Source organism: Aliiroseovarius sp. PrR006, assembly GCF_010500215.1.
Lineage (GTDB): Bacteria > Pseudomonadota > Alphaproteobacteria > Rhodobacterales > Rhodobacteraceae > Aliiroseovarius.
In genome coordinates, this window is sequence record NZ_JAAGOY010000007.1 from 1029522 (window position 1) to 1049432 (window position 19911).

Here is a 19911-nt window from a genome sequence, read left to right on the forward strand (position 1 = left end):
CCTCATTCATAATCCATCCCCGTGATAGGCCCACGGGGATGAAGGTTCAATGAAAAGGCTTACTTGCCGTAATAAAGCCCCACAACATGCTCGGCTTCGGCGAAGAACAGCCAACGGCCGACGATCGCGCCCGCGATATGCAGGGCCAGAGCTATGAAAGCGGTGGCGTGACCGGCTGGGGTCAGCAGCAATATGGCGGCGGGCAGGGCGGCGCCCGCGCCCAGCGCGATCATCCGCAGCTTTTGCGCGTGCTTGCGGCCAACGCGATAGACCATCTCGTCCAGCACATAGTTGCGCGCTGTGTGGCCGCTTTCGAACATGCGCACCTCGCCCAGATGACCAAGCCCGGTGGCGTCGCCCAGCGTGCCACGGTTCGCGGCGCGCGCATCACCTTGCTGCCAGTGCAACCACATGACGACGGCCAGCGCGGCCAACAGCACGCCTGCGATCTTTACTTGCCCCGCCAAGAGCGCCCCGCCTGCGATTGCGTGCAGCAGGAACAAAATAGGTGTGAGTGGTTGGCTCCAGCGCGAGATCGTCTTGAGCTGGGTGTAAATCATCGAGGTCGTGAAGACCGTAACAAGCGCCAAAACAGAGCCTATTACGCCAGAAAATGCCATTTCGGCGCCCATAAAGATCCGGGCCATAGCAATCAAGCCAAACAGCAGAAGCGTAACGACCGAGGCCACGCCCTCGCGGCTCAGCCAAGACGTGCGCCATTGGCTGAACGCATAGATCGCGTTCTTCTTGTTGCCCAGATGGAAGGTCGAGACCAGAAGCCCGCCCGCCGCCAGAACATAGGCGATGACGAAGAACGCCAGCAGCGTCATGCCGCCGACATTTGGAATACCAAGCCCCATCCAGGCCAAAAGCCCGAAGCCAAGCCCGGAAAAGGTGGTGAAGATGATAACACTGGGTGCGGGATGCATCCGTTTCCTCCGTCAGAGCTTGTCGAGCGCTTTGTCCAGCCAGCCTAGGAAGCCCTTAGGCTCGTCAGCGACCGCGTTCAGGGGGGCTGTTTCCAGCTGATCCTTGGGGCGGGGCGGCAGGTATTTGTTTACGGGCTTGGTGCCCAGATCCGGCATCAGGTCAAACCCGCCGCGATCCGCGACAAGTTTCGACACATCGCTGTCCGGGTCACCCAGATCGCCGAAATGGCGGGCGCCGGCGGGGCAGGTGCGCACGCAAGCGGGCACGCGGTCTTCTTCCGGCAGGTTTTCGTTGTAGATCCGGTCCACGCAGAGGGTGCATTTCTTCATCACACCCGCTTCGCGATCCAGCTCGCGCGCGCCGTAAGGGCAGGACCATGCGCAGAGGCCGCAGCCGATGCAACGATCCTCGTTCACCAGAACGATCCCGTCTTCTTCGCGCTTATAGCTCGCGCCGGTGGGGCAGACGGTGACACAAGGCGCGTCTTCGCAGTGCAAGCACGACCGCGGCATGTGCACGGTTTGCGAGGCGCAGCCGGATTGTTGGGCCTCATAGCTGAACACGCGGTTCAGGAAGGTGCCGGACGGGTCCGCACCATAGGCATCCTGATCGGACAGCGGCGCGCCATAGTTCTGCGTGTTCCAGCCCTTACAAGCGGTCACACAACCATGACAGCCCACGCAGGTATCAAGGTCGATGACCAGCCCCAGCTTCTTATCGGTTTTCGAAGGCAAAGCAGTCATCAGATCTTCCTCGCCACAGTTTTGGGGCCTTTGCCCACGGGGGATTTGATCGGCGGGTGCGCAGGCTGGCTTTCCGTTGGTTTAGGGTCTGCTTTCTCGATTTTCACGCGCAGATCAAACCACGCCGCCTGCCCGGTGATCGGGTCCGAGTTCGTCCAGCGCAACCCGTCGCCTTTTGGCGGCTGAAGCTCGCTGATCAGGTGGTTCAGAAGAAAGCCTTCGGTGGCTTCTGGCGCGTCTTCGTCCAGCGCCCACGCCCCTTTGCGTTTGCCGATGGCGTTCCAAGTCCAGACGGTGCCTCCGTTCAGGCCAGCGTGATGGGCGACCGGGACGGTGATCTGGCCATGGACGGACGACACGTTGGCATAATCGCCGTCTTCAAACCCGTGTTCTTCCCAGAGTTTGGTGGGCAGATAGAGGTAATTCTTGCCGGTAATCTGCCGCAGCCACGCGTTCTGCGTCCCCCACGAGTGATACATATGCATCGGGCGCTGAGTCAGGGCGTGGATCGGGTATTCGTCTGTATCGACATTGCCCTCTTCAAACGGTTCGTACCAGATGGGCAGCGGGTCCATTGTTTCGCCAATCCGTGCGCGCAGATTGTCGGGGGGCTGGCGGTCACCGAACCCTTCAGCGGCCAACTGGAATTTGCGCATGGGCTCGACATACAGGCTGAAGACATAGGGGCTTTCCACGTCGAAAATCCCGCGCTTCACCGCCCATTCCTGATAGTGCTTGTTCCACGGCTTATAGAAGCTGGCGTTCTCTGGCACATGGTTGATCCAGAAGCCGCCATTTTCGATATATTTGTCGATTTGGGCTGGATTAGGCTCTCCTCGACCCTTGCCGTTGCCATCTTCACCGCGCCACCCGGCCAGCGGTCCGACGCCGGGACGACGTTCGTGATTGACGATGTAATCGGCATAGTCTTCGTACTTGGCGGACCCGTCTTCGTTGACGAAACCGGGCAGGCCCAGCTTGACGCCTAGCTGGATCAACACGGTCTGGAACCCGCGCACGTCGCGGTCGGGCTCAACCACCGGCCAGCGGATCGCATCGGCCGCGCCGTCGGCTTCGCAAATCGGGCGATCGAGCAGCGAGATACAGTCGTGACGTTCCAAATAGGTCGTGTCGGGCAGGATCAGATCCGCATAAGCCACCATCTCCGAGCTGTAGGCGTCGGAATAGATGATGTGCGGGATCACGTAATCGCCACTCTCGTCTTTGTCGGTGAGCATCCGCATCACCTCGGACGAGTTCATGGACGAGTTCCACGCCATATTGGCCATATACATGAACAGCGTATCAATCTTGTACGGATCGCCAGCATGCGCGTTCGAGATCACCATATGCATCAGCCCATGGCTGGACATCGGGTTTTCCCATGTAAACGCCTTGTCGATCCGCGCTGGGCTACCGTCGTCTTTCAACGCCAGATGCTCGGGCCCGCGCACAAAGCCCAGATGCGGGCCGTTCAGGGGTCCGCCCACAGTGACACCGCAATGTGGGACGGGATGTGCCTCGACCGGTTTGGGGTAGGGCGGTTTGAAGCGGAACCCACCCGGAACCTCGACCGAGCCCAGCAGGATTTGCAGAACATGCAGCGCGCGGCAGGTCTGGAAGCCGTTCGAATGCGCCGAGATCCCGCGCATCGCGTGGAAGCTGACCGGGCGCCCGATCATCTTGTCGTGTTTCTCGCCCTTCCAATCGGTCCAAGGCTGGTCCAGAACGATCTCTTCCTCGAACGCCACACGGGCAAGTTCGGCTGCAATAGAGCGTATTTTGTCTGCAGGGATGCCGGTGCGATTGGCCACGGCATCGGGTGCGTATTCGTCCGATAGATAGCGTTCGGCCATCAGCTGGAACACGGGGCGATGCGTCTGGCCCGCATGACGGTAGGTCGCCGCTAGATCGGGCATCACACCGGGTGTGTCATAGTCCGCCAGCTTGCCGGTCTCGCGGCAGATCACCTGCGGCTTACCGGTTGCACCGCGGAAGAATAGGCCGGTTTCAGCTGTGTTAGGCTCTTCATTCACGATGAAGCCCGCGTTGGTGTAGCGCGACAGATAGTTCAGATCGACCTGACCCGCGCGGAACAGCTCGTGCACCAGCGCAAGGATGAACAGCCCGTCCGTGCCGGGGGTGATCCCCACCCACTCATCCGCGATGGCGTTATAGCCCGAACGGATCGGGTTCACGCCAATCACGCGCGCGCCGCGTTCCTTCAGCTTGCCCAGACCGATCTTGATCGGGTTCGAGTCGTGGTCTTCCGCCACCCCAAACAGCATGAACAGCTTAGTGCGATCCCAGTCGGGCTGGCCGAACTCCCAAAACGCGCCGCCCATCGTATAGATGCCGGCCGCCGCCATGTTGACCGAGCAGAAGCCGCCATGCGCCGCATAGTTCGGCGTGCCATAGCTTTGTGCAAACCACGAGGTGAAGCTTTGGCTCTGGTCGCGCCCGGTGAAAAACGCCAGCTTCGAGGGGTCTTCGTTGCGCAGCGGGCCCATCCAACCGACGGCCATCTCCAGCGCTTCGTCCCAGGAAATCTCTTCAAACTCGCCGGAACCACGTGGGCCGACCCGTTTCAGCGGCGCACGCAGGCGCGACGGCGCATAGTGTTGCATGATCCCCGAGGACCCCTTGCCGCACAAAACGCCCTTATTCACGGGGTGATCGCGGTTGCCTTCGATATAGGCGACCTTGCCATCTTTCATGTGCACATTGATCCCGCAGCGGCAGGCGCACATATAGCACGTCGTCTTGCGCACCTCGTCCGAGACGGGGGGGGAGGTGTCGATCTGGATGTTTTCCGGTTTGCTCATCACGTGTTGCTGGTCCTAATGCCGCTTTAGCGGTTCGGTTGGCGGACGCATCTTAGCGCGACCCTGTTGGTCTTGTTCCTAAAATGCCGATTTGGATGGGGGGTCCGGTAGGTCCAGAAACCCTTGCGATTATATCCAGATTCTGCGTATTGGCGACTCAGCTCTAGGCGCGATCGTGTCGCAAAATTGGACCATAAAGCTCGCCGGTAGCGGAACAATGATCCTTCTGGGTGGGGTCGTCGGACGTTCCGTCCTTTTCAAGCGGGTTGGATTGGCGAATCTATGGAAATATTTCCCGATCATGTGCATATCACTGGCAACTCATCGGAGGCGCGACATGGATCATCTACCAATATTTCTGGATATAAAGGGCCGGAAAGTGGTCATAGACGGGGGCGGTACCACCGCTGCTCGACGTGTTGAACGTGCCTTGGACGCCGGTGCTGTGGTGCATGTGTTTGAACCCAACCCACAGGACGAACTGCTAGGACTGCTTCAGCGATCGGGTGTGACACACCACGCGCGCCTGCCGGAAAAGGAAGATTTCAAGGACTGCATCATCGCCTATGGCGCGTCCGACATCCCCGAGCGGGACAAGTTCTTGCATGCCGCTGCCAAGGCCGAAGGTGCGTTGGTGAACGTGGCGGATGTGAAGCCGCTGTGCGATTTCATCACGCCGTCGATTGTCGATCGCAGCCCCGTCACCATTGCCATCTCGACCGGAGGTGCCGCACCTGTCATCGCCCGCATTCTACGTGCCCGGATCGAGTCGCTTCTGCCGTCCGGATATGGTCGACTAGCCAGCTTCCTCAGCGGCTTTCGAGGCAAAATCGAGACACATATCACCGGTGGCCGTGCCCGTCGTCGGTTCTGGGAACAAATGATCGAAGGCCCGATTGGCGATGCCTTCTTGGCTGGCGACGTCGAACGCGCCGAAGAGTTGATCGACCAGTCCCTGACCGGTGAAGACCCGGATCAGAAGGGTGGGATTTGGCTGGTAGGCATCGGATCGGGCGCACAGGATCTGCTGACCTTCCGTGCGCTGTCCGTGATGCAGCGGGCCGATGTGATTATCCACGATGCCTCGGCCAATGCTGACATTCTGGCGCTAACTCGCCGTGACGCGACTCGCATGACCGCAGATGACGCTGCCCTGACGGATTATGCGGGGATGGCGAGCAATGGCCGCCGTGTGGTTTGGTTGGTCTCGGGTGACCCGGCAAGCCGGACGGATACGAAGTCGTGGATTGCCCGTCTGACGGGGCAGGGGGCCGAGGTTCAGGTGGTCCCAGGTGTCTCTAACACGGGCTATTCCACCCATTCGCAGGGCAATGTGATCTCGCTGACCCAGACCTCGGAAACCGCATCCCACGCGATGAGCTTGTCCCCGCGCGCCTCGCTTTGACCCCATTGTTTGCAGCGTCATAAATCTGTTACGCCTTCGACATATTCCGCGCTGGAAGGAACCATCGAAAGGGGCATGACATGACACGTATCGCAATCAACGGACTGGGCCGCATGGGCAAACTGGTTCTGCGGGACCTGATCGACAACGGTGCCCCCGGAGAGATCGTTTTGCTGAACGACCCCGTCGGCAATGCCGAACAACACGCGCATCTGCTGGAGTGGGACACCGTGCATGGCCGCTGGCCGGCCGAGTTCTCGGCGGGTGAAAACAGCATCATGATCAACGGTCAGGAAATGGCGCTGACGGGATCGTGGACGCTGGAAGGTCTGCCGCTCGAGAAAATGGGCATCGACATGGTGATCGATTGCACCGGCGCGTTCAAAACCAATGAGAAATTGGCCCCCTACTATGCGGCTGGCGTCAAAAAGGTGATCGTCTCGGCCCCCGTGAAGGAAGAGAACGCCCTGAACATCGTCTATGGCGTGAACCATGACCTGTATGACGGGCATGATCTGGTTACCGCGGCGTCCTGTACGACGAACTGTCTGGCCCCGGTGGTGAAAGTGCTGCTGGATCGCATCGGCATCAAGCACGGTTCGATGACCACGATCCATGACGTGACCAACACACAAACCATCGTGGATCGCCCGGCCAAGGACCTGCGCCGCGCGCGGTCCGCGCTGAACTCGCTGATCCCGACTTCAACCGGGTCGGCCAAGGCGATTACGCAGATTTTTCCCGAGCTGACTGGACGCTTGAATGGCCACGCCGTGCGTGTTCCGCTGCTGAATGCCTCGCTGACCGATTGCGTGTTCGAGGTCGAGCGTGAAACCACCGCCGAGGAAATCAACGCTTTCTTCAAAGAGGCCGCCGAGGGCGATCTGAACGGCATTCTGGGCTACGAGGAACGCCCGCTTGTGTCTGCCGATTACACCAACGATCCGCGCAGCTCGATCATTGACGCGCTGTCGACGATGGTGATCAACGGCACGCAGGTGAAGATCTATGCGTGGTACGACAATGAATGGGGTTACGCCTGCCGTTTGGCCGATGTTGCCCGCATGGTCGGAGCCCAGATGTGACCCTAACCGAGCCCAAACAGGGGCTTGCCGCATATATCGCCGTCACAGCCGCCTATTGGGCGTTCATGCTGTCGGATGGCGCGTTGCGGATGCTCGTGCTGCTGCATTTCCACACGCTGGGCTTCTCGCCCTTCACCTTGGCGTGGCTGTTCCTGCTTTACGAGTTCATGGGCGTTGTCACCAACCTGTCTGCGGGCTGGATTGCGGCGCGGTTTGGCCTGACCTCGACGCTCTATGCGGGTCTAACCCTGCAGATTGTGGCCTTGATCGCCCTGTCGCAGCTGTCGACAGATTGGGCGGTCGTGACCTCGGTCATCTATGTGATGGTGGTGCAAGGCATGTCCGGTGTGGCGAAGGATCTGTCCAAGATGTCGTCCAAAAGCGCGGTGAAACTGCTCGCGCCCGAGGGCGACGGGTTGTTCCGATGGGTGGCGATCCTGACGGGATCGAAGAACGCGGTGAAAGGGTTTGGCTTCCTGATGGGGGCCGCTTTGCTGGCGCTGATCGGTTTCACCCCGTCTGTAATTGCCATGGCCATCGTACTGGGCGCGATCCTGATTGGGGTGGTGGCCTTCATGCCAGCAGGGCTTCCAAAAGGCTCTAAATCAGCCAAGTTTTCGCAAGTTTGGTCGAAAGACGTGCGGATCAACCGCCTGTCTCTGGCGCGAATGTTCCTGTTCGGCGCGCGTGACGTGTGGTTTGTCGTGGGCATTCCGGTGTACTTCCACGCAGTCGTTTCGGACGGGACGCACGCCGGAGACCGCAGCGCATTCTTTCTGATCGGTAGCTTTATGGCCCTGTGGATCATCGCCTATGGTGCGGTTCAAGCTTGGGCGCCGAAACTATTGAAGGCCGCACAGCGCGACCCGCATGATTTTCCCCGCCTTGCAACGCTCTGGGTCGGCATCCTGACCGTGGTGATTGGCGCGCTCGCCGTCGCCGCCCTCTTCCCCGGTCCTTGGCTGACCCCGGTTCTGGTCACGGGCCTGTTGGTGTTTGGTTTTGTCTTCGCGGTGAACAGCTCGCTCCATTCCTATCTGATCCTCGCCTTCACCAAGGCCGAGCGTGTGACGATGGATGTCGGCTTTTACTATATGTCCAACGCCGCTGGGCGCCTGATCGGCACGCTTCTGTCCGGTCTGTCCTATCAGATCGGCGGGTTGCCCCTGTGTCTTGGCACCGCCGCCGCCCTGTCTGCCGCCAGCTGGCTGTCCGCGCGCCAGCTTGCCAAGCTGGATCATGCCGCCTAGCCTGCGGGCATGGATTATTCAAAGCTGATCGACGACGAAATCTGGCGCTTCATTCGCGAGACGGACGCCCATTATCCCCCGGATTCGGTGAACCGCACCGCGGCCCAGCAGCGCGAGGTGTACAACAATATGTGCCGCGCCTTCTTCGCGGGCTATCCCGAGGGGCTGGCCGTGCGGGACGAGCGGATCGATATCGTCCCGGCACGCATCTATGAACCAAACAACCCACAGGGCACTGTGGTCTATTTCCACGGAGGAGGTTTCGTGGTCGGCGGGCTTGAAAGCCACGATGATGTCTGCGCCGAAATCGCTGATCAAACCGGGCTGCGTGTGGTTAGCGCCGACTATCGCCTTTGCCCGGAGCACCCCCACCCAGCCGCGTTCGAGGATGCGCTTTCCGTCGTGCAATATGTGGCTCTAACCTGGCCCAAACCGCTTATTTTGGTGGGGGATAGCGCCGGTGGAAATCTGGCTGCCGCGTCTTGCCATGCGTTGCGCGGACAGGCCGATATCGCCGGGCAGGTCCTGATTTATCCGGGCCTGGGCGGAGACATGACCTTAGGCTCTTATATCGACCACGCAAATGCGCCGATGTTGTCGATGGAGGATCTGAAATTCTACAACAAGATCCGCTTTGCGACGCCGCCTGACGGCCCAGATCCCACGGCAGCGCCGCTTGAGGACACGGACTTTGGCAACCTGCCGCCAACAGTCTCTATTACAGCGGAATGTGATCCTTTGGCGGATGATGGGCGCGACTATCGTGACGCCATTCTGAACGCTGGCGGCAAAGCGGCTTGGTTCAATGAAGCTGGGTTGGTGCACGGCTATCTACGCGCCCGCCACCAGTCCGAACGCGCGCGCCGCAGCTTCGCGCGGATCACGCAGCAAATCACCATGTTGACCCGTGGCGAATGGCATCACTGATCGCGTCTTTCCCCCTGTCGCAGCTTCCCGTAATCTGACACACGGTATCTGCGCCAATTGGGCGTGTTAGGAAAAGGCAGGCCATGTCGCTGATCGGATCATCGCTGTTGCGGCGCTTGCAAGCTTTGCAAGGCAAGAAGCCAGCCAATGGTAGTACCTCAGCACACGAGGCGCAGGACGATGCTGCGCGGACTGTCGCGCGGGCGCGGCAGGGCCGATCCGATCAGGCGCGTCCTGATGGGCTGCTAATCTGGGCGTGCCTAGCCGACTTGACCGAGGCCGAGGCGCTGTCATCGCTCATCCCGCCCTTGCAGGCTGAAATGGGGGATGTGACGCTTTTGTTGACCACGCAGGATCTACATCCGGATCACACGGTTCCGCATGACGTTCTTCATCAGGTTAGCCCCAAGTTCGAGCCCGCCGCGATCCGCAATTTTCTTGAGCATTGGCAACCGGATGTGGTGCTCTGGGTGCGGCCCGAAATCGATCTGGTTGTGCATGCCGCATTGAAGAAATCGGGCGTCGCCGTCATCTGGATGGGCGCCTGCGCACCGCAGGATCGCGGACTGAAGCAGCGCTTCAAGCTGTCAGCGTTGCGCGACGCGGTGGTCGAATTAGACTCTATTCTGCCCAAAGATGGGGCATCACGACGCGAGTTGTTGCAACTTGGTGCCCCGCCCGAAAGGATGGACGTCACCGGTATTCTTCAGCCGCTTAGTCAGGTGCCCAACTGTGACAACGAGGAACGAGATCGCATCGCCCAGAAACTGGACGCGCGGCCGGTCTGGCTGGCTGTAGGAGTGGATCCACGCGAAGAGAACGCCATTCTGTCTGCGCATCGCCTTCTGATCCGCAAATCGCATCGGCTTTTACTGGTCATGATCCCTCAGGACCCTGCCCGCGCCGCTGAGCTGGCCATGCAGCTTGAGAGTGACAGTTGGATTATCTCTTCACGGTCCAAGGATGATTGCCCGCATCGTGATGACCAGATTTTTGTCGTCGATCGCGCGGATGAATGCGCGCTTTGGATGCATTTGGCCTCGATCACCTTGATCGGCGGCACGTTGGCTGGTGGGGCCAACCGGAACCCACTGGATTCCGCGGCGCTTGGATCTGTTGTGCTCTTCGGTCCGGAAGGAGGGCGGCACGCGGCGTCTCTGGAGCGGTTAACCCGCGCCGGTGCGGCCCGTCGGGTGCGCGACGCGGCGACTCTGGCGGTCGAGATCGAGCATCTTCTGGCGCCGGACAAGGCGGCCGAGATGGCGATGGCTGCATGGGACGTCACCACCAAGGGCGCGGAAGTCGGCGAATTTTTGATGCGGCGGCTGTTGGATTTGCTGGACGAAGCTGAAAGTCGAAAGGGTTTTTGATGCGTACACCCAGTTATTGGTTCACCGACCCCGACAAACCCAATTGGCGCGCCCGTCTGCTGGCGCCTTTGGGCTGGCTTTACGGATTTGGCACGGCCCGGCGCGTTGCACGCGCGGATCAGGGGTATCGTGCCTCGGTCCCGGTGGTCTGTATTGGCAACATCAATGCGGGCGGCACGGGGAAGACGCCAACCACGATTGCGCTGGCACAGAGACTGATATCGCAGGGCAGGGTGGTGCATATTGTGTCGCGCGGACATAGCGGAAGCGAGGAAGGGCCGCTGCGCGTGGATGAACGTCTGCACAGGGCCGATCAGGTTGGGGACGAGCCGCTTTTGATGGCCGCCTTTGCGCCCACTTGGATCGCCCGCGACCGCGTGAAGGGGGTGCAGGCTGCCGAATCTGCGGGTGCCGAGATCATCTTGATGGATGACGGATTTCAGAACCCAAGCGTCCATAAAACCCTGTCCATCGTGGTGGTCGACGCGGTGAAAGGGTTCGGGAATGCACGCTGCATTCCGGCGGGTCCTTTGCGCGAACCCGTCCGCGCCGGGATGAAGCGTGCGGATCTCCTGTTGTCTGTCGGTCATGCCCGCGCGCAGACCCTATTCCGGCAGAAATGGGATGAAATGATCACCTGTCCACGTGTCACCGGGCAGCTCGAGCCGCTTCAAACCGGCATGGATTGGCAGGGGATGGACGTGTTGGCCTTCGCCGGGATTGGCCTGCCAGAGAAGTTCTTTGCTACCGTCAGCGATCTGGGTGCAAACCTGCTGCGGGCCGAAGCTTTGGCCGATCACCAGCCTTTGACTGATGCGCTGATGAAGCGGCTAGAACTTGAGGCCGCCACGCTCGGCGCGCAGCTGGTCACGACCGAGAAAGACGCCGTGCGTCTTCCGGACGGTTTCCGCCGCAAGGTGCTGACCGTGCCAGTGCGATTGGAGCTTGAGGATTGGAGCGCTGTTGACGCGGCGCTTGCACGTGTTTTGGTGGGTTAGAGCCAGATAGGCCCTAACCCAAATCTCTTATTCGCCCAGCTTCTCGTCCAAGATAGCCGCGAAGTCGACATAGCTCATGTTCGAGTATTTGGTGCCGTCGATGATGAATGTCGGGGTGCCCGTGATTTCGTCCGCACCAGCGTTCTGCTGATATGCAGCGACCATGCTGCGGGCCGAGTCTTCGTTCTGCAGGCAGGCATCCATCTGTTCGTCGGTCATTCCGGCGGTGCGGCCCAGTTTCTTCAGATTGGCCACGATGGTGGTGGGGGACCCATCGGCGATCCAGTTTTTCTGACCACCGTAAATCAGGTCGGCCATACCAAAGTACCGCTCTTCGCCGCCACAGCGGGCGATCATGCCAGCCCAAAGACCAAACTGGTCGAAATAGACTTCGCGGTGGACGAACTTGATTTTGCCGGTGTCGATATAGTTCTGCTTCAGATTCTTGAATGCCCCTTCGTGGAAGTTCGCGCAGTGGGGGCAGGTAAACGAGGCGTATTCGATCACAGTAACCGGAGCGTTTTCATCGCCCAGAAACATATCAGCTGCTGGTTCGATTGCCGCGTCGTTGCTCTGTGCCTCGGCCACGGACACGCCGGGCAGAGAGCCGTTATTTTGCGTCATATAGAACGCGCCGCCAATGGCGATCACGGCTGCGATCAGGATCGGAAGGATGCGATTCATCTGTTTTATGCCTTGTGTTTGTTTTTTGTTATGACGTTCCGCGCTAAAAGCTCTAGCGCAGATCGAAGCCCGTCATCACCTATGTCCTTGGCCGCGTCTGTTGCGCGCGCCAGGACCTTGGGGTCAGGCGGAGTTTGTTTCTTCGGGGCGTGGGTGAACTGGGCCTGCCCCTCGGCAAAGCCCGTTGCCGCCGTTTGCGTAATCCGGATGCGCGAGATGGCGTTATAGCCATAGACCGCGTTCACCTTTTCGCGCAGCTGGTCCTTTTGCATATCCAGCATGGGCGCCTGCGCGCCGGTGGTCAGCACGGTCAGCGTCGCACCCATACCACCGCGCCCATAGGAAATGTCCACGGGGCGCGAGATTCCGGCCGTCGCCTCTCCCACGATTTCCGCCCAATGGGTCAGCACACGCGTCACCGCAAAGCCGCGGGTCTCGCTGGCTTTGCGAATCCGGGCCGACAGCAGGGACGAGGTACGCTCGAAACCCTTCTTGCGGCGGGGGTATTTAGCGGGCTTTTCCATCTGACAGATACGTGTGACTCGTTTCTTTTCGCTTATTCTAGGCGGTTCACTTTGCTATGCCAGAACAAACGACGGATAGGAGATAACACGTGCGTGACGTGCCGAAAACTGCCGATCTTCTGGACTGGTACGATCGCCATGCCCGCGATCTGCCGTGGCGCGTCAGCCCGGCCGACCGGGCGCAAGGTGTGGTACCGGATCCCTATGCCGTCTGGCTGTCCGAGATCATGTTGCAGCAGACCACCGTCGCCGCGGTAAGAGACTATTTCACCCGATTCATGTCCATTTGGCCTAAAGTTCAGGATTTGGCTGCGGCCGAGGATGAGCGGGTTATGGGCGAATGGGCCGGACTTGGATACTACGCACGGGCGCGAAATCTGTTAAAGTGCGCGCGCGAAGTTGCCGCGCTGGGTGCTTTTCCCACGACCCGCGATGGGCTTCAGGCGCTTCCGGGGATCGGGCCCTATACCTCTGCCGCGATCTCGGCAATTGCCTATGATTTGCCGGAAACGGTTGTGGATGGGAATGTCGAACGCGTCATGTCGCGGGTATTTCACGTTGAAACGCCTCTGCCGGATGCCAAGGGTGAGTTGACGCAACTGGCCGAAACGCTGACGCCGCAAGATCGGGCGGGCGATTATGCCCAAGCCGTAATGGATCTGGGCGCTACTATCTGCACGCCAAAGTCGCCTGCTTGTGGCATTTGCCCTTGGAATAGAGACTGTTTGGCCCGGAAATTTGGCGTTCAGGTCGAGCTTCCCAAGAAGAAGCCAAAGGCCAAGAAACCCACGCGGTACGGGGTGGCTTATCTGGCGCGAAATGAAGTGGGTGAATGGCTGATAGAGCGCCGGCCCGAGAAGGGCCTGCTTGGCGGCATGCTGGGTTGGCCCGGTGCGGATTGGGGTGATGTTGCCGTCGAGCAGCCCCCATTTGACACCGATTGGCAGGATCCCGGCGTGGAAGTTCGGCACGTTTTTACGCATTTCAACCTACATCTCTCACTGCAGGTTGTGCAGACAGAAGGCCAAGTTCAGCCGAAACAGGGTCGATTTATGGACGTCAAACGCTCGGATCTGCCGACCGTGATGCGCAAGGCCTTTGACGTGGCGACAACGCATCTGTCGCATTGAGCGGACGCGGATTCGCCGCTAGTCTTCGCGTGTACAGAAGGACCAAACCATGCTTCCTGCGTCCAAGATCTCGCGCTTTCGCAACGCTGCGCCCTTTGGCATTTCGATCGCTCTGCCTCTGTTGGTGATTGCCGCCGTAACGCAGGGCGGATGGTATTTGTTGCTGCCGCCGCTGGGCACATGGTGGCTTTACACCATTCTTGACGCGATTACCGGGCGCTACACCGAGAACGCGGACCCGATGATCGAGGACGCGGATCTGTTCTGGTATCGCCTGATCACCATGATCTGGTTCCCGATTCAGTTCGTGATGATCTATGGTATGATCTGGTACGTCACGGGGGCCGAGCACCTGTCGATGGCCGAAAAATTCGGCGCATTCTTTGGCGTTGGCGTGCTGTCCGGCACCGTGGGGATCGTCTATAGCCACGAGCTGATGCACCAATCCAACCGGTTCGAGCGTTGGTTGGGCGACCTATTGTTGGCCTCCGTGCTCTACAGCCATTTCCGCACTGAACATCTGCTGGTCCACCACCCCCATGTTGGCACCACCCGTGATGCGGTGACTGCGCGATACAACGAAGGCTTCCACCGCTTTTTCTTTCGAGTGCTGATCGAGGCACCGATTTCGGCGTGGAGGGCGGAAAAAGCGATGCTGGCCCGGCGAGGATTGTCGGCCTTTGATCGCGCCAACCCGTTCTGGCGCTATGGCACGCTGCAGTTCGTGGCGATCATTCTGGCGGTCTGGATCGGCGGCTGGATGGGTCTTGCGCTGTTTGCGTTTCAGGCGTTTGTCGCTGTCTGGCAGTTGGAGTTGGTGAATTACGTTGAGCATTACGGCCTGACCCGCAAACATTTGGGCGACGGGAAATACGAACGCGTGATGCCGCATCACAGCTGGAACGCGGATCACAAGGCGTCGAATTGGCTGTTGATCAATCTTCAGCGCCACTCGGACCATCACTATAAACCGGCCAGACGCTTCCCGCTGTTGCAGACCTATCCCGATAGCGAGGCACCGCAACTGCCCCATGGCTATCCGATTATGACGATGGCGGCGTTGGTCCCACCCGTCTGGCGACGCGTGATGAACCCGCGTGTGCGCGCGTGGCGCAAGCAATACTATCCAGAGGTGACTGATTGGAACGCCTACAAGACGGGCGCTCTGCCGCCGCCGGTGATCCGTTAGGGGAACATCAAGGGCGTGCCACCTTCCGTCCAAACAGTGTTCTTTTTCATTACGAAGGACAGGCGGTCACTGGCCAAAAACGTTTCTAACCAAGCCAAAACGTTAGGTGTGGCCTCGCTGTCAAAGCGCGCTTTGTCGATATTCGCAAACTGACGGACGAAGGGCAGGATGGCCAGATCCGCCAGCGTCGGGCGAGCGCCAAACAACCATCCCTCAGCCAGTTGATCTTCCAGCGCACCAAGCATCTCCATCGCTTCGGCCCGCGTCTTTTCTGGATCACTGTCGGGATGGCGCACCGCGTATTTCGTTAGGTCCAACGCGCGCTTGAAGGGGCCGTCGAAGCGATCGATCAGGGTGTGCCCTGCTTCGGGCATGTCCAGCAATCCCTCTGGGTCGGATTGCGTCAAAGCCCATGTCATCACGTCCAGACTTTCGTCCAAAACCCCTGAATTAGAGACTAAACATGGCACCGTCGCGCTGGGCGAGGCGACCAGAAACGCAGCCGGTTTGTCACGCAACAGGATCTCGCGCAGTTCGACGGGAACGCCGGCGCTGGCAAGCGCCAGACGGGCGCGGATCGCATAAGGGCAGCGGCGGAAAGAATAAAGGATCGCGGTCATGCCCCCAGAAAGCAAAAAAAACCCTGCCTAACAAGTAGGCAGGGTCAGTCAGGTTGTGCTGTGGCGGCGGGCCACAGGCACAGGCGGTACCTGATGATGCGGGCGCGTCTGTCGCGCGCCACGCAAATTCTGTTGTGTAAGGAGGTCTGGCTTAGTTCATTTCCGCGCGGATCTGCTGGCGCAGCAGGTCGATCGGAGCTTTCTTTCCGTCCTGCTTGAAGTGCCAGTAGGTCCAGCCATTACAGCTGGGCGCGCTTTCCAACGCAGCACCCACCTGGTGGATCGAGCCACGGGCCTCGCCGGAAATCAGCGTGCCGTCAGCGCGGACCTTTGCGGTTTTCCCGCGCGGGCTGGTCAGAACCTCGCCCGGACGCAGCATGCCGCGTTCAACAAGCTGGCCGAAGGGAACGCGCGGCTCGGCGCGTTTCGACGGCGTGGTGGTGAGGGCTTCTTTGTCGAACTTGCGCACCTTCGAAATGCGTTTCTCGGCCACCTTGCGGTATGCCTCTTCACGCTCGATGCCGATGAAGTCACGACCCAGCATCTTCGCAACGGCGCCAGTGGTGCCGGTGCCAAAGAACGGATCAAGGATGACGTCGCCGGGGTTGGTGGCGCCGACCAGAACGCGATGCAGAAGGCTTTCGGGCTTCTGGGTGGGGTGTGCTTTGTCGCCGTTTTCGTCTTTCAGGCGCTCGTGGCCCGTGCAAATCGGCAGCACCCAGTCGGAACGCATCTGAACACCTTCGTTCAGCGCTTTCAGGGCTTCATAGTTGAAGGTGTACTTGGCGCCTTCGGATTTCGAGGCCCAGATCATCGTTTCATGCGCGTTGGTGAAACGCTTGCCGCGGAAGTTCGGCATCGGGTTCGACTTGCGCCAGATGACGTCGTTCAGGATCCAATAGCCTTGGTTTTGAAGCTCGGCACCCATGCGGAACACGTTGTGATACGAGCCGATGACCCAAATTGCGCCGTTTGGTTTCAAGATACGACGCGCGGCTTTCAGCCAGGCGCGGGTGAACTGGTCGTATGCTTTGAAGCTGTCGAACTGGTCCCATTCGTCATCGACGGCGTCGACTTTCGAATTGTCCGGGCGGTGAAGTTCACCTTTCAGCTGCAAGTTATAGGGGGGATCCGCGAAGATCATATCGACCGAGTTTTCCGGAAGACTGTTCATCACCTCGATGCAGTCGCCATCAAGAATCTGGTTCAGGGGCAGCTCTACAGCCGCCTTCGTTTTGGTTTTGGTTACCATTTCTGCCTCATGTACCGGCGCTTTTGCGCTCTATCAGCGGCGTGTTTTCACGCTCGTTTTGATGAGAACAGGATGAGTCAAAGTGGATTCGCCGTCAAATTCTTTTTTGAATCAGCAACTTACATTTTACTGTTGATACAAGATATTGTGTACCGGTTTGAACGAACGTCTATGGTGTGGGGTTACACCAAGATTTTGCAGCGCCAACCTGTGGCTTTTTGACGGGTATCCGGCGTTCGTCTCCCAGCCATAGCCGGGGAACTGTTGCGCCAAATCCACCATGATCCGATCGCGGGCAATTTTCGCCACGATGGATGCGGCGGAAATCGACACCGACCGTGCATCGCCTTTCACGATGGTTTCGGACGGGCCGTTCAACCCGCGCGGGGTCTGGTTTCCGTCGATCAGCAAATAGTCCGCCTGTTGCGACAGACCTGCCACCGCGCGCTCCATCGCAAGATGGCTGGCGCGCAGGATGTTCAGTTCGTCGATCTCTTCGACCGATGCATGGGCGATGCACACGCAGGCCTTTTCATGGATCGCATCCCACAGCGCCTCGCGCCGTTTTGCGGACAGCTTCTTGGAATCGTTTAACCCTTCCGGGATGTCATCGGGGTTCAGGATCACGGCGGCAGCGGTGACGGGACCGGCGAGCGGGCCGCGCCCGACCTCGTCCACGCCGGCGATATGACGAAAACCACGGGTCATCGCGGCGGCTTCAAAGCTGAAATCTGGAACAGTCTTGGTCATATATATGGCCTGACCCAATCCGGCCTGCCTCGCAAGTAAAAAGGGCAGAGGCCGAAGCCTCTGCCAAGTTGAACGGCGCGTAAAGTGTAAGGGACCGCTACGCCGCTGCTCGATATACTTAGTAGCGATGTACGACACGGTAGCCGCGTTTGCTGAGGCATGCGGGCTTGAACACCTTGCGGTTGACGTAGATGCCTTTGCGGTTCTTCACGATCAGATCGCGCTTACAGGTGCGGGGCAGATCACTGGCGTATTTGAAGTTTTTCTCTAGGCAGCGTTTGCCGAACATGACCTTGCGGCCGGTTTGCGTGCGGAATTCGCGCAGACAGCGTTCCGGCAGGGCTTTGCGTTTGCTGATACGGTGCGGGTAGGCCGGTTTATGGGGGCGCGAGGCATGCCCATAGGAGTACGAGGGTTTGTCGTCACCCTCGGACAGCAAGACGCCAAGCGTGACCAGGCCCAGAAGCGCAGCGATGATGGCAGCGGTGTCATCACCATCCGTGGCGTCGCGCGCTTGAACGGGTGAAGCGGCCAACGTCGCCGCGACAGCAGCGCTAAGAACGAGTTTTATCAAAGAGCGGGGCATTGAATTCGGGATCATCGGACCCTCCTGTCTGTTGGATCGGTGCGGCAGGCGCTTGTCATGTCCCCAACATGCGGATCCCCCTGAAAGACAGGCAATAACGGGGCAGTGTTATCCCCTATCAGTGCGTTCAGACCGGGTTTGTTATTGAATAACCAGCCCCCGCGCCGCATGGTCGACGCATGATGAAACGTACCGCTCTTACTTTACTTCTTGTCGCCATGGCATCGACGGCTCAGGCCGCGTGCTATGCGGATTACAAGGCCAAACGGGATAACCCGCTAAAGCTTCACTATGGTGTGATTGAGCTGTCGGATAGCGTCTGCGATAATCGCAAGGCTGCAAATCGGCAGATAAGTGACCGGTTGGAGGCCAATGGCTGGTCCCTTCTGAAAGTCCAATCCATATTCGACGCCACAGGTCTTGAGGAAAGGAAAGAAAGTGCCGGAAAATTCTTCCTTCGCTACTGATGCGCTGAAGCGCTCGAATCGCGTGGTTGTCATTGGGATTGCAGCGATCGTTGCGATTCTGCTGGTGGCGGCCGTGTTCCTGTTCATGACCTTGCCGGACGCGAATGCTTTTAACGCGCGGGTTGAACAGATCTTCGTGGAGAATGACGCGCTGAATTCTGGGGCCGAGATCAAGCTGCTTGAGATTCTGGCCCAGTCAGGCACATCATTTGCCGATACGTTGACCAGCTATCGCATGGTGATTTTCGTGCTGCTGATCTTTGCCGCAGCGCTTTTGGTGGCGGCGCTTGTGTTTCTTTTGACCATTTTTGGTCTGAACCGCCGCATGAGCGAGATCGAGCGCGCGGGAATTCAGGTGAACTCGCTTCTGATCAGCCGCGAGGAACGCACCGTGTATCTGAACAACATGGAGTTCTCGCTGACCGAGGCGGCCATCGAAACCCTGTCTGCATTGGCCGAAGCGCGTATGGACGAGGATGTTTTGTCTGGCTCGCAGCTTGAGGGGCTGATTTCGGGGCGTGATCCGTCCGAGTGCGACGAGGCCGCTGGCGCCACCCGTATCAAGCGCCTGCGCGACGCGTTGGGCAACCAGCTGATGAGCGAGCTTCTGGTGAAAACCATCGCCCGCCGCGGCTATATGCTGTCGATTGATAAGGATGTCATTCGGATGATCTGACGCGCGCTGCTTGCCTGCCCTGGCAATTTATTTCCCGTTGTCCTCTGAACTGGTCGGCCCGTTTCGGTGTCGACCTGTTCTTCTTCTGCGGGACGCCGGGTTTCGCAAGTGGGGCGAGAGTGTGTCTAAATGGCGGCAGAAAGTTGGGCTTGAAGGCGCATTTTTAGTAAGCTGCAGAGCGCAACCTGAATTTAATACCCGCGTGGTTGGGCAGAAAATTTATTAGGAGGGGAATTATGATTTCAAAAATCCCAAGTCTTTTCGTGGCACTTTTAGCTGCTGTTTTGATGGTGCCAGCAAACCTTCATGCAGCCGATCCGGGTTGCATATCTAACTGTGGCGATGGTGGCGGCGGTGGAACCGGAGATGGCGACGGTAACGGCGGCGATGGCGTGCCCGGCAAATCGGACATCGACGACCACGACCGCTGATATCTTGTGTCCCTAACTAAGGGCTAGGATAAGGCGACCAGAAAAGCTTAGCCCGGCAGAAGGACCTCT

The 19911-nt window shown here is 59.2% G+C and carries 20 protein-coding genes; 11 read left to right on the top strand and 9 right to left on the bottom strand.

Annotated elements, in window-relative coordinates; translation table 11 throughout:
* Positions 1-59: 59 nt before the first annotated feature.
* The 3 genes from G0Q00_RS13515 to G0Q00_RS13525 are packed head-to-tail and all read right to left on the bottom strand — an operon-like array spanning position 60 to position 4498.
* Positions 60-929 (bottom strand): DmsC/YnfH family molybdoenzyme membrane anchor subunit, encoded by an 870-nt coding sequence (locus G0Q00_RS13515; protein ID WP_163040155.1) that lies wholly within the window; start codon positions 927-929, stop codon positions 60-62.
* Between the two features lie 12 nt (positions 930-941).
* On the bottom strand, positions 942-1673 hold the full coding sequence (locus G0Q00_RS13520; protein ID WP_163040157.1) for a 4Fe-4S dicluster domain-containing protein: 732 nt from the start codon (positions 1671-1673) through the stop codon (positions 942-944).
* Positions 1673-4498, bottom strand: a complete 2826-nt coding sequence (locus G0Q00_RS13525; RefSeq protein ID WP_163040159.1) for a molybdopterin oxidoreductase family protein — start codon at positions 4496-4498, stop codon at positions 1673-1675. Before G0Q00_RS13525 ends, G0Q00_RS13520 begins: the two co-directional genes overlap by 1 nt.
* Positions 4499-4835: 337 nt before the next feature.
* Between G0Q00_RS13525 and G0Q00_RS13530 the strand changes: the two genes are divergently transcribed.
* From G0Q00_RS13530 to lpxK, 6 genes are all read left to right on the top strand, one after another.
* Positions 4836-5903: an NAD(P)-dependent oxidoreductase gene (locus tag G0Q00_RS13530; RefSeq protein WP_163040161.1), complete on the top strand. Its 1068-nt coding sequence runs from the start codon at positions 4836-4838 to the stop codon at positions 5901-5903.
* Between the two features lie 80 nt (positions 5904-5983).
* Positions 5984-6988: an ArsJ-associated glyceraldehyde-3-phosphate dehydrogenase gene (locus G0Q00_RS13535; protein ID WP_163040163.1), complete on the top strand. Its 1005-nt coding sequence runs from the start codon at positions 5984-5986 to the stop codon at positions 6986-6988.
* A gap of 65 nt (positions 6989-7053) precedes the next feature.
* Positions 7054-8238, top strand: coding sequence for an organoarsenical effux MFS transporter ArsJ (gene arsJ, locus G0Q00_RS13540; RefSeq protein ID WP_370458581.1), 1185 nt, complete (start codon positions 7054-7056; stop codon positions 8236-8238).
* A 9-nt stretch (positions 8239-8247) separates the two neighbouring features.
* Positions 8248-9165: an alpha/beta hydrolase gene (locus G0Q00_RS13545; protein ID WP_163040166.1), complete on the top strand. Its 918-nt coding sequence runs from the start codon at positions 8248-8250 to the stop codon at positions 9163-9165.
* 83 nt (positions 9166-9248) lie between these two features.
* A complete protein-coding gene (locus G0Q00_RS13550) occupies positions 9249-10535 on the top strand; it encodes a 3-deoxy-D-manno-octulosonic acid transferase (RefSeq protein ID WP_163040168.1) in 1287 nt (428 codons plus the stop codon).
* Positions 10535-11533, top strand: a complete 999-nt coding sequence (lpxK, locus tag G0Q00_RS13555) for a tetraacyldisaccharide 4'-kinase (RefSeq protein ID WP_163040170.1) — start codon at positions 10535-10537, stop codon at positions 11531-11533. The genes G0Q00_RS13550 and lpxK overlap by 1 nt, the downstream gene beginning before the upstream one ends.
* Positions 11534-11560: 27 nt before the next feature.
* Here the strand turns inward: lpxK and G0Q00_RS13560 are convergent, their stop codons facing one another.
* Positions 11561-12217: a DsbA family protein gene (locus G0Q00_RS13560; protein WP_163040172.1), complete on the bottom strand. Its 657-nt coding sequence runs from the start codon at positions 12215-12217 to the stop codon at positions 11561-11563.
* Positions 12218-12222: 5 nt separating this feature from the next.
* On the bottom strand, positions 12223-12741 hold the full coding sequence (locus tag G0Q00_RS13565; protein WP_163040174.1) for a DUF721 domain-containing protein: 519 nt from the start codon (positions 12739-12741) through the stop codon (positions 12223-12225).
* A gap of 89 nt (positions 12742-12830) precedes the next feature.
* Here G0Q00_RS13565 and mutY point away from each other — a divergent pair, with 89 nt between their 5' ends.
* Positions 12831-13871 carry an A/G-specific adenine glycosylase gene (mutY, locus tag G0Q00_RS13570; RefSeq protein ID WP_163040176.1) on the top strand — a complete coding sequence of 347 codons (1041 nt, stop codon included), beginning with the start codon at positions 12831-12833 and terminating at the stop codon, positions 13869-13871.
* Positions 13872-13920: 49 nt separating this feature from the next.
* The gene (locus G0Q00_RS13575; protein ID WP_163040178.1) at positions 13921-15060 is read left to right on the top strand and encodes an alkane 1-monooxygenase; all 1140 of its coding nucleotides are present in this window, start codon (positions 13921-13923) and stop codon (positions 15058-15060) included.
* Here the strand turns inward: G0Q00_RS13575 and G0Q00_RS13580 are convergent.
* From G0Q00_RS13580 to G0Q00_RS13595, 4 genes are all read right to left on the bottom strand, one after another.
* Positions 15057-15680, bottom strand: coding sequence for a glutathione S-transferase (locus G0Q00_RS13580; RefSeq protein ID WP_163040180.1), 624 nt, complete (start codon positions 15678-15680; stop codon positions 15057-15059). The genes G0Q00_RS13575 and G0Q00_RS13580 overlap by 4 nt on opposite strands.
* A gap of 151 nt (positions 15681-15831) precedes the next feature.
* A complete protein-coding gene (locus G0Q00_RS13585) occupies positions 15832-16932 on the bottom strand; it encodes a site-specific DNA-methyltransferase (RefSeq protein ID WP_163040182.1) in 1101 nt (366 codons plus the stop codon).
* Positions 16933-17058: 126 nt separating this feature from the next.
* Complete coding sequence (locus G0Q00_RS13590) at positions 17059-17682, bottom strand: ribonuclease HII (RefSeq protein ID WP_163040184.1); 624 nt, start codon at positions 17680-17682, stop codon at positions 17059-17061.
* A 118-nt stretch (positions 17683-17800) separates the two neighbouring features.
* A complete protein-coding gene (locus tag G0Q00_RS13595; protein WP_163040186.1) occupies positions 17801-18283 on the bottom strand; it encodes a hypothetical protein in 483 nt (160 codons plus the stop codon).
* 164 nt (positions 18284-18447) lie between these two features.
* On the opposite strand from G0Q00_RS13595, the gene G0Q00_RS13600 reads away from it, so the two are divergent.
* The 3 genes from G0Q00_RS13600 (at position 18448) to G0Q00_RS13610 (ending at position 19842) form a co-directional block, all read left to right on the top strand.
* Positions 18448-18735: a hypothetical protein gene (locus G0Q00_RS13600; RefSeq protein ID WP_370458574.1), complete on the top strand. Its 288-nt coding sequence runs from the start codon at positions 18448-18450 to the stop codon at positions 18733-18735.
* On the top strand, positions 18707-19411 hold the full coding sequence (locus G0Q00_RS13605; protein ID WP_163040188.1) for a helix-turn-helix domain-containing protein: 705 nt from the start codon (positions 18707-18709) through the stop codon (positions 19409-19411). Before G0Q00_RS13600 ends, G0Q00_RS13605 begins: the two co-directional genes overlap by 29 nt.
* Positions 19412-19674: 263 nt before the next feature.
* Positions 19675-19842 carry a hypothetical protein gene (locus tag G0Q00_RS13610; RefSeq protein ID WP_163040190.1) on the top strand — a complete coding sequence of 56 codons (168 nt, stop codon included), beginning with the start codon at positions 19675-19677 and terminating at the stop codon, positions 19840-19842.
* The last annotated feature ends 69 nt before the right edge of the window (positions 19843-19911 follow it).

What these genes read in the sequence shown, in the direction of transcription:
- G0Q00_RS13515 (WP_163040155.1), bottom strand. Translation starts at nt 929, where the DNA reads ATGCATCCCGCACCCAGTGTTATCATCTTCACCACCTTTTCCGGGCTT.
- G0Q00_RS13520 (WP_163040157.1), bottom strand. Translation starts at nt 1,673, where the DNA reads ATGACTGCTTTGCCTTCGAAAACCGATAAGAAGCTGGGGCTGGTCATC.
- G0Q00_RS13525 (WP_163040159.1), bottom strand. Translation starts at nt 4,498, where the DNA reads ATGAGCAAACCGGAAAACATCCAGATCGACACCTCCCCCCCCGTCTCG.
- G0Q00_RS13530 (WP_163040161.1), top strand. Translation starts at nt 4,836, where the DNA reads ATGGATCATCTACCAATATTTCTGGATATAAAGGGCCGGAAAGTGGTC.
- G0Q00_RS13535 (WP_163040163.1), top strand. Translation starts at nt 5,984, where the DNA reads ATGACACGTATCGCAATCAACGGACTGGGCCGCATGGGCAAACTGGTT.
- arsJ (WP_370458581.1), top strand. Translation starts at nt 7,054, where the DNA reads ATGCTGTCGGATGGCGCGTTGCGGATGCTCGTGCTGCTGCATTTCCAC.
- G0Q00_RS13545 (WP_163040166.1), top strand. Translation starts at nt 8,248, where the DNA reads ATGGATTATTCAAAGCTGATCGACGACGAAATCTGGCGCTTCATTCGC.
- G0Q00_RS13550 (WP_163040168.1), top strand. Translation starts at nt 9,249, where the DNA reads ATGTCGCTGATCGGATCATCGCTGTTGCGGCGCTTGCAAGCTTTGCAA.
- lpxK (WP_163040170.1), top strand. Translation starts at nt 10,535, where the DNA reads ATGCGTACACCCAGTTATTGGTTCACCGACCCCGACAAACCCAATTGG.
- G0Q00_RS13560 (WP_163040172.1), bottom strand. Translation starts at nt 12,217, where the DNA reads ATGAATCGCATCCTTCCGATCCTGATCGCAGCCGTGATCGCCATTGGC.
- G0Q00_RS13565 (WP_163040174.1), bottom strand. Translation starts at nt 12,741, where the DNA reads ATGGAAAAGCCCGCTAAATACCCCCGCCGCAAGAAGGGTTTCGAGCGT.
- G0Q00_RS13575 (WP_163040178.1), top strand. Translation starts at nt 13,921, where the DNA reads ATGCTTCCTGCGTCCAAGATCTCGCGCTTTCGCAACGCTGCGCCCTTT.
- G0Q00_RS13580 (WP_163040180.1), bottom strand. Translation starts at nt 15,680, where the DNA reads ATGACCGCGATCCTTTATTCTTTCCGCCGCTGCCCTTATGCGATCCGC.
- G0Q00_RS13585 (WP_163040182.1), bottom strand. Translation starts at nt 16,932, where the DNA reads ATGGTAACCAAAACCAAAACGAAGGCGGCTGTAGAGCTGCCCCTGAAC.
- G0Q00_RS13590 (WP_163040184.1), bottom strand. Translation starts at nt 17,682, where the DNA reads ATGACCAAGACTGTTCCAGATTTCAGCTTTGAAGCCGCCGCGATGACC.
- G0Q00_RS13595 (WP_163040186.1), bottom strand. Translation starts at nt 18,283, where the DNA reads ATGATCCCGAATTCAATGCCCCGCTCTTTGATAAAACTCGTTCTTAGC.
- G0Q00_RS13600 (WP_370458574.1), top strand. Translation starts at nt 18,448, where the DNA reads ATGATGAAACGTACCGCTCTTACTTTACTTCTTGTCGCCATGGCATCG.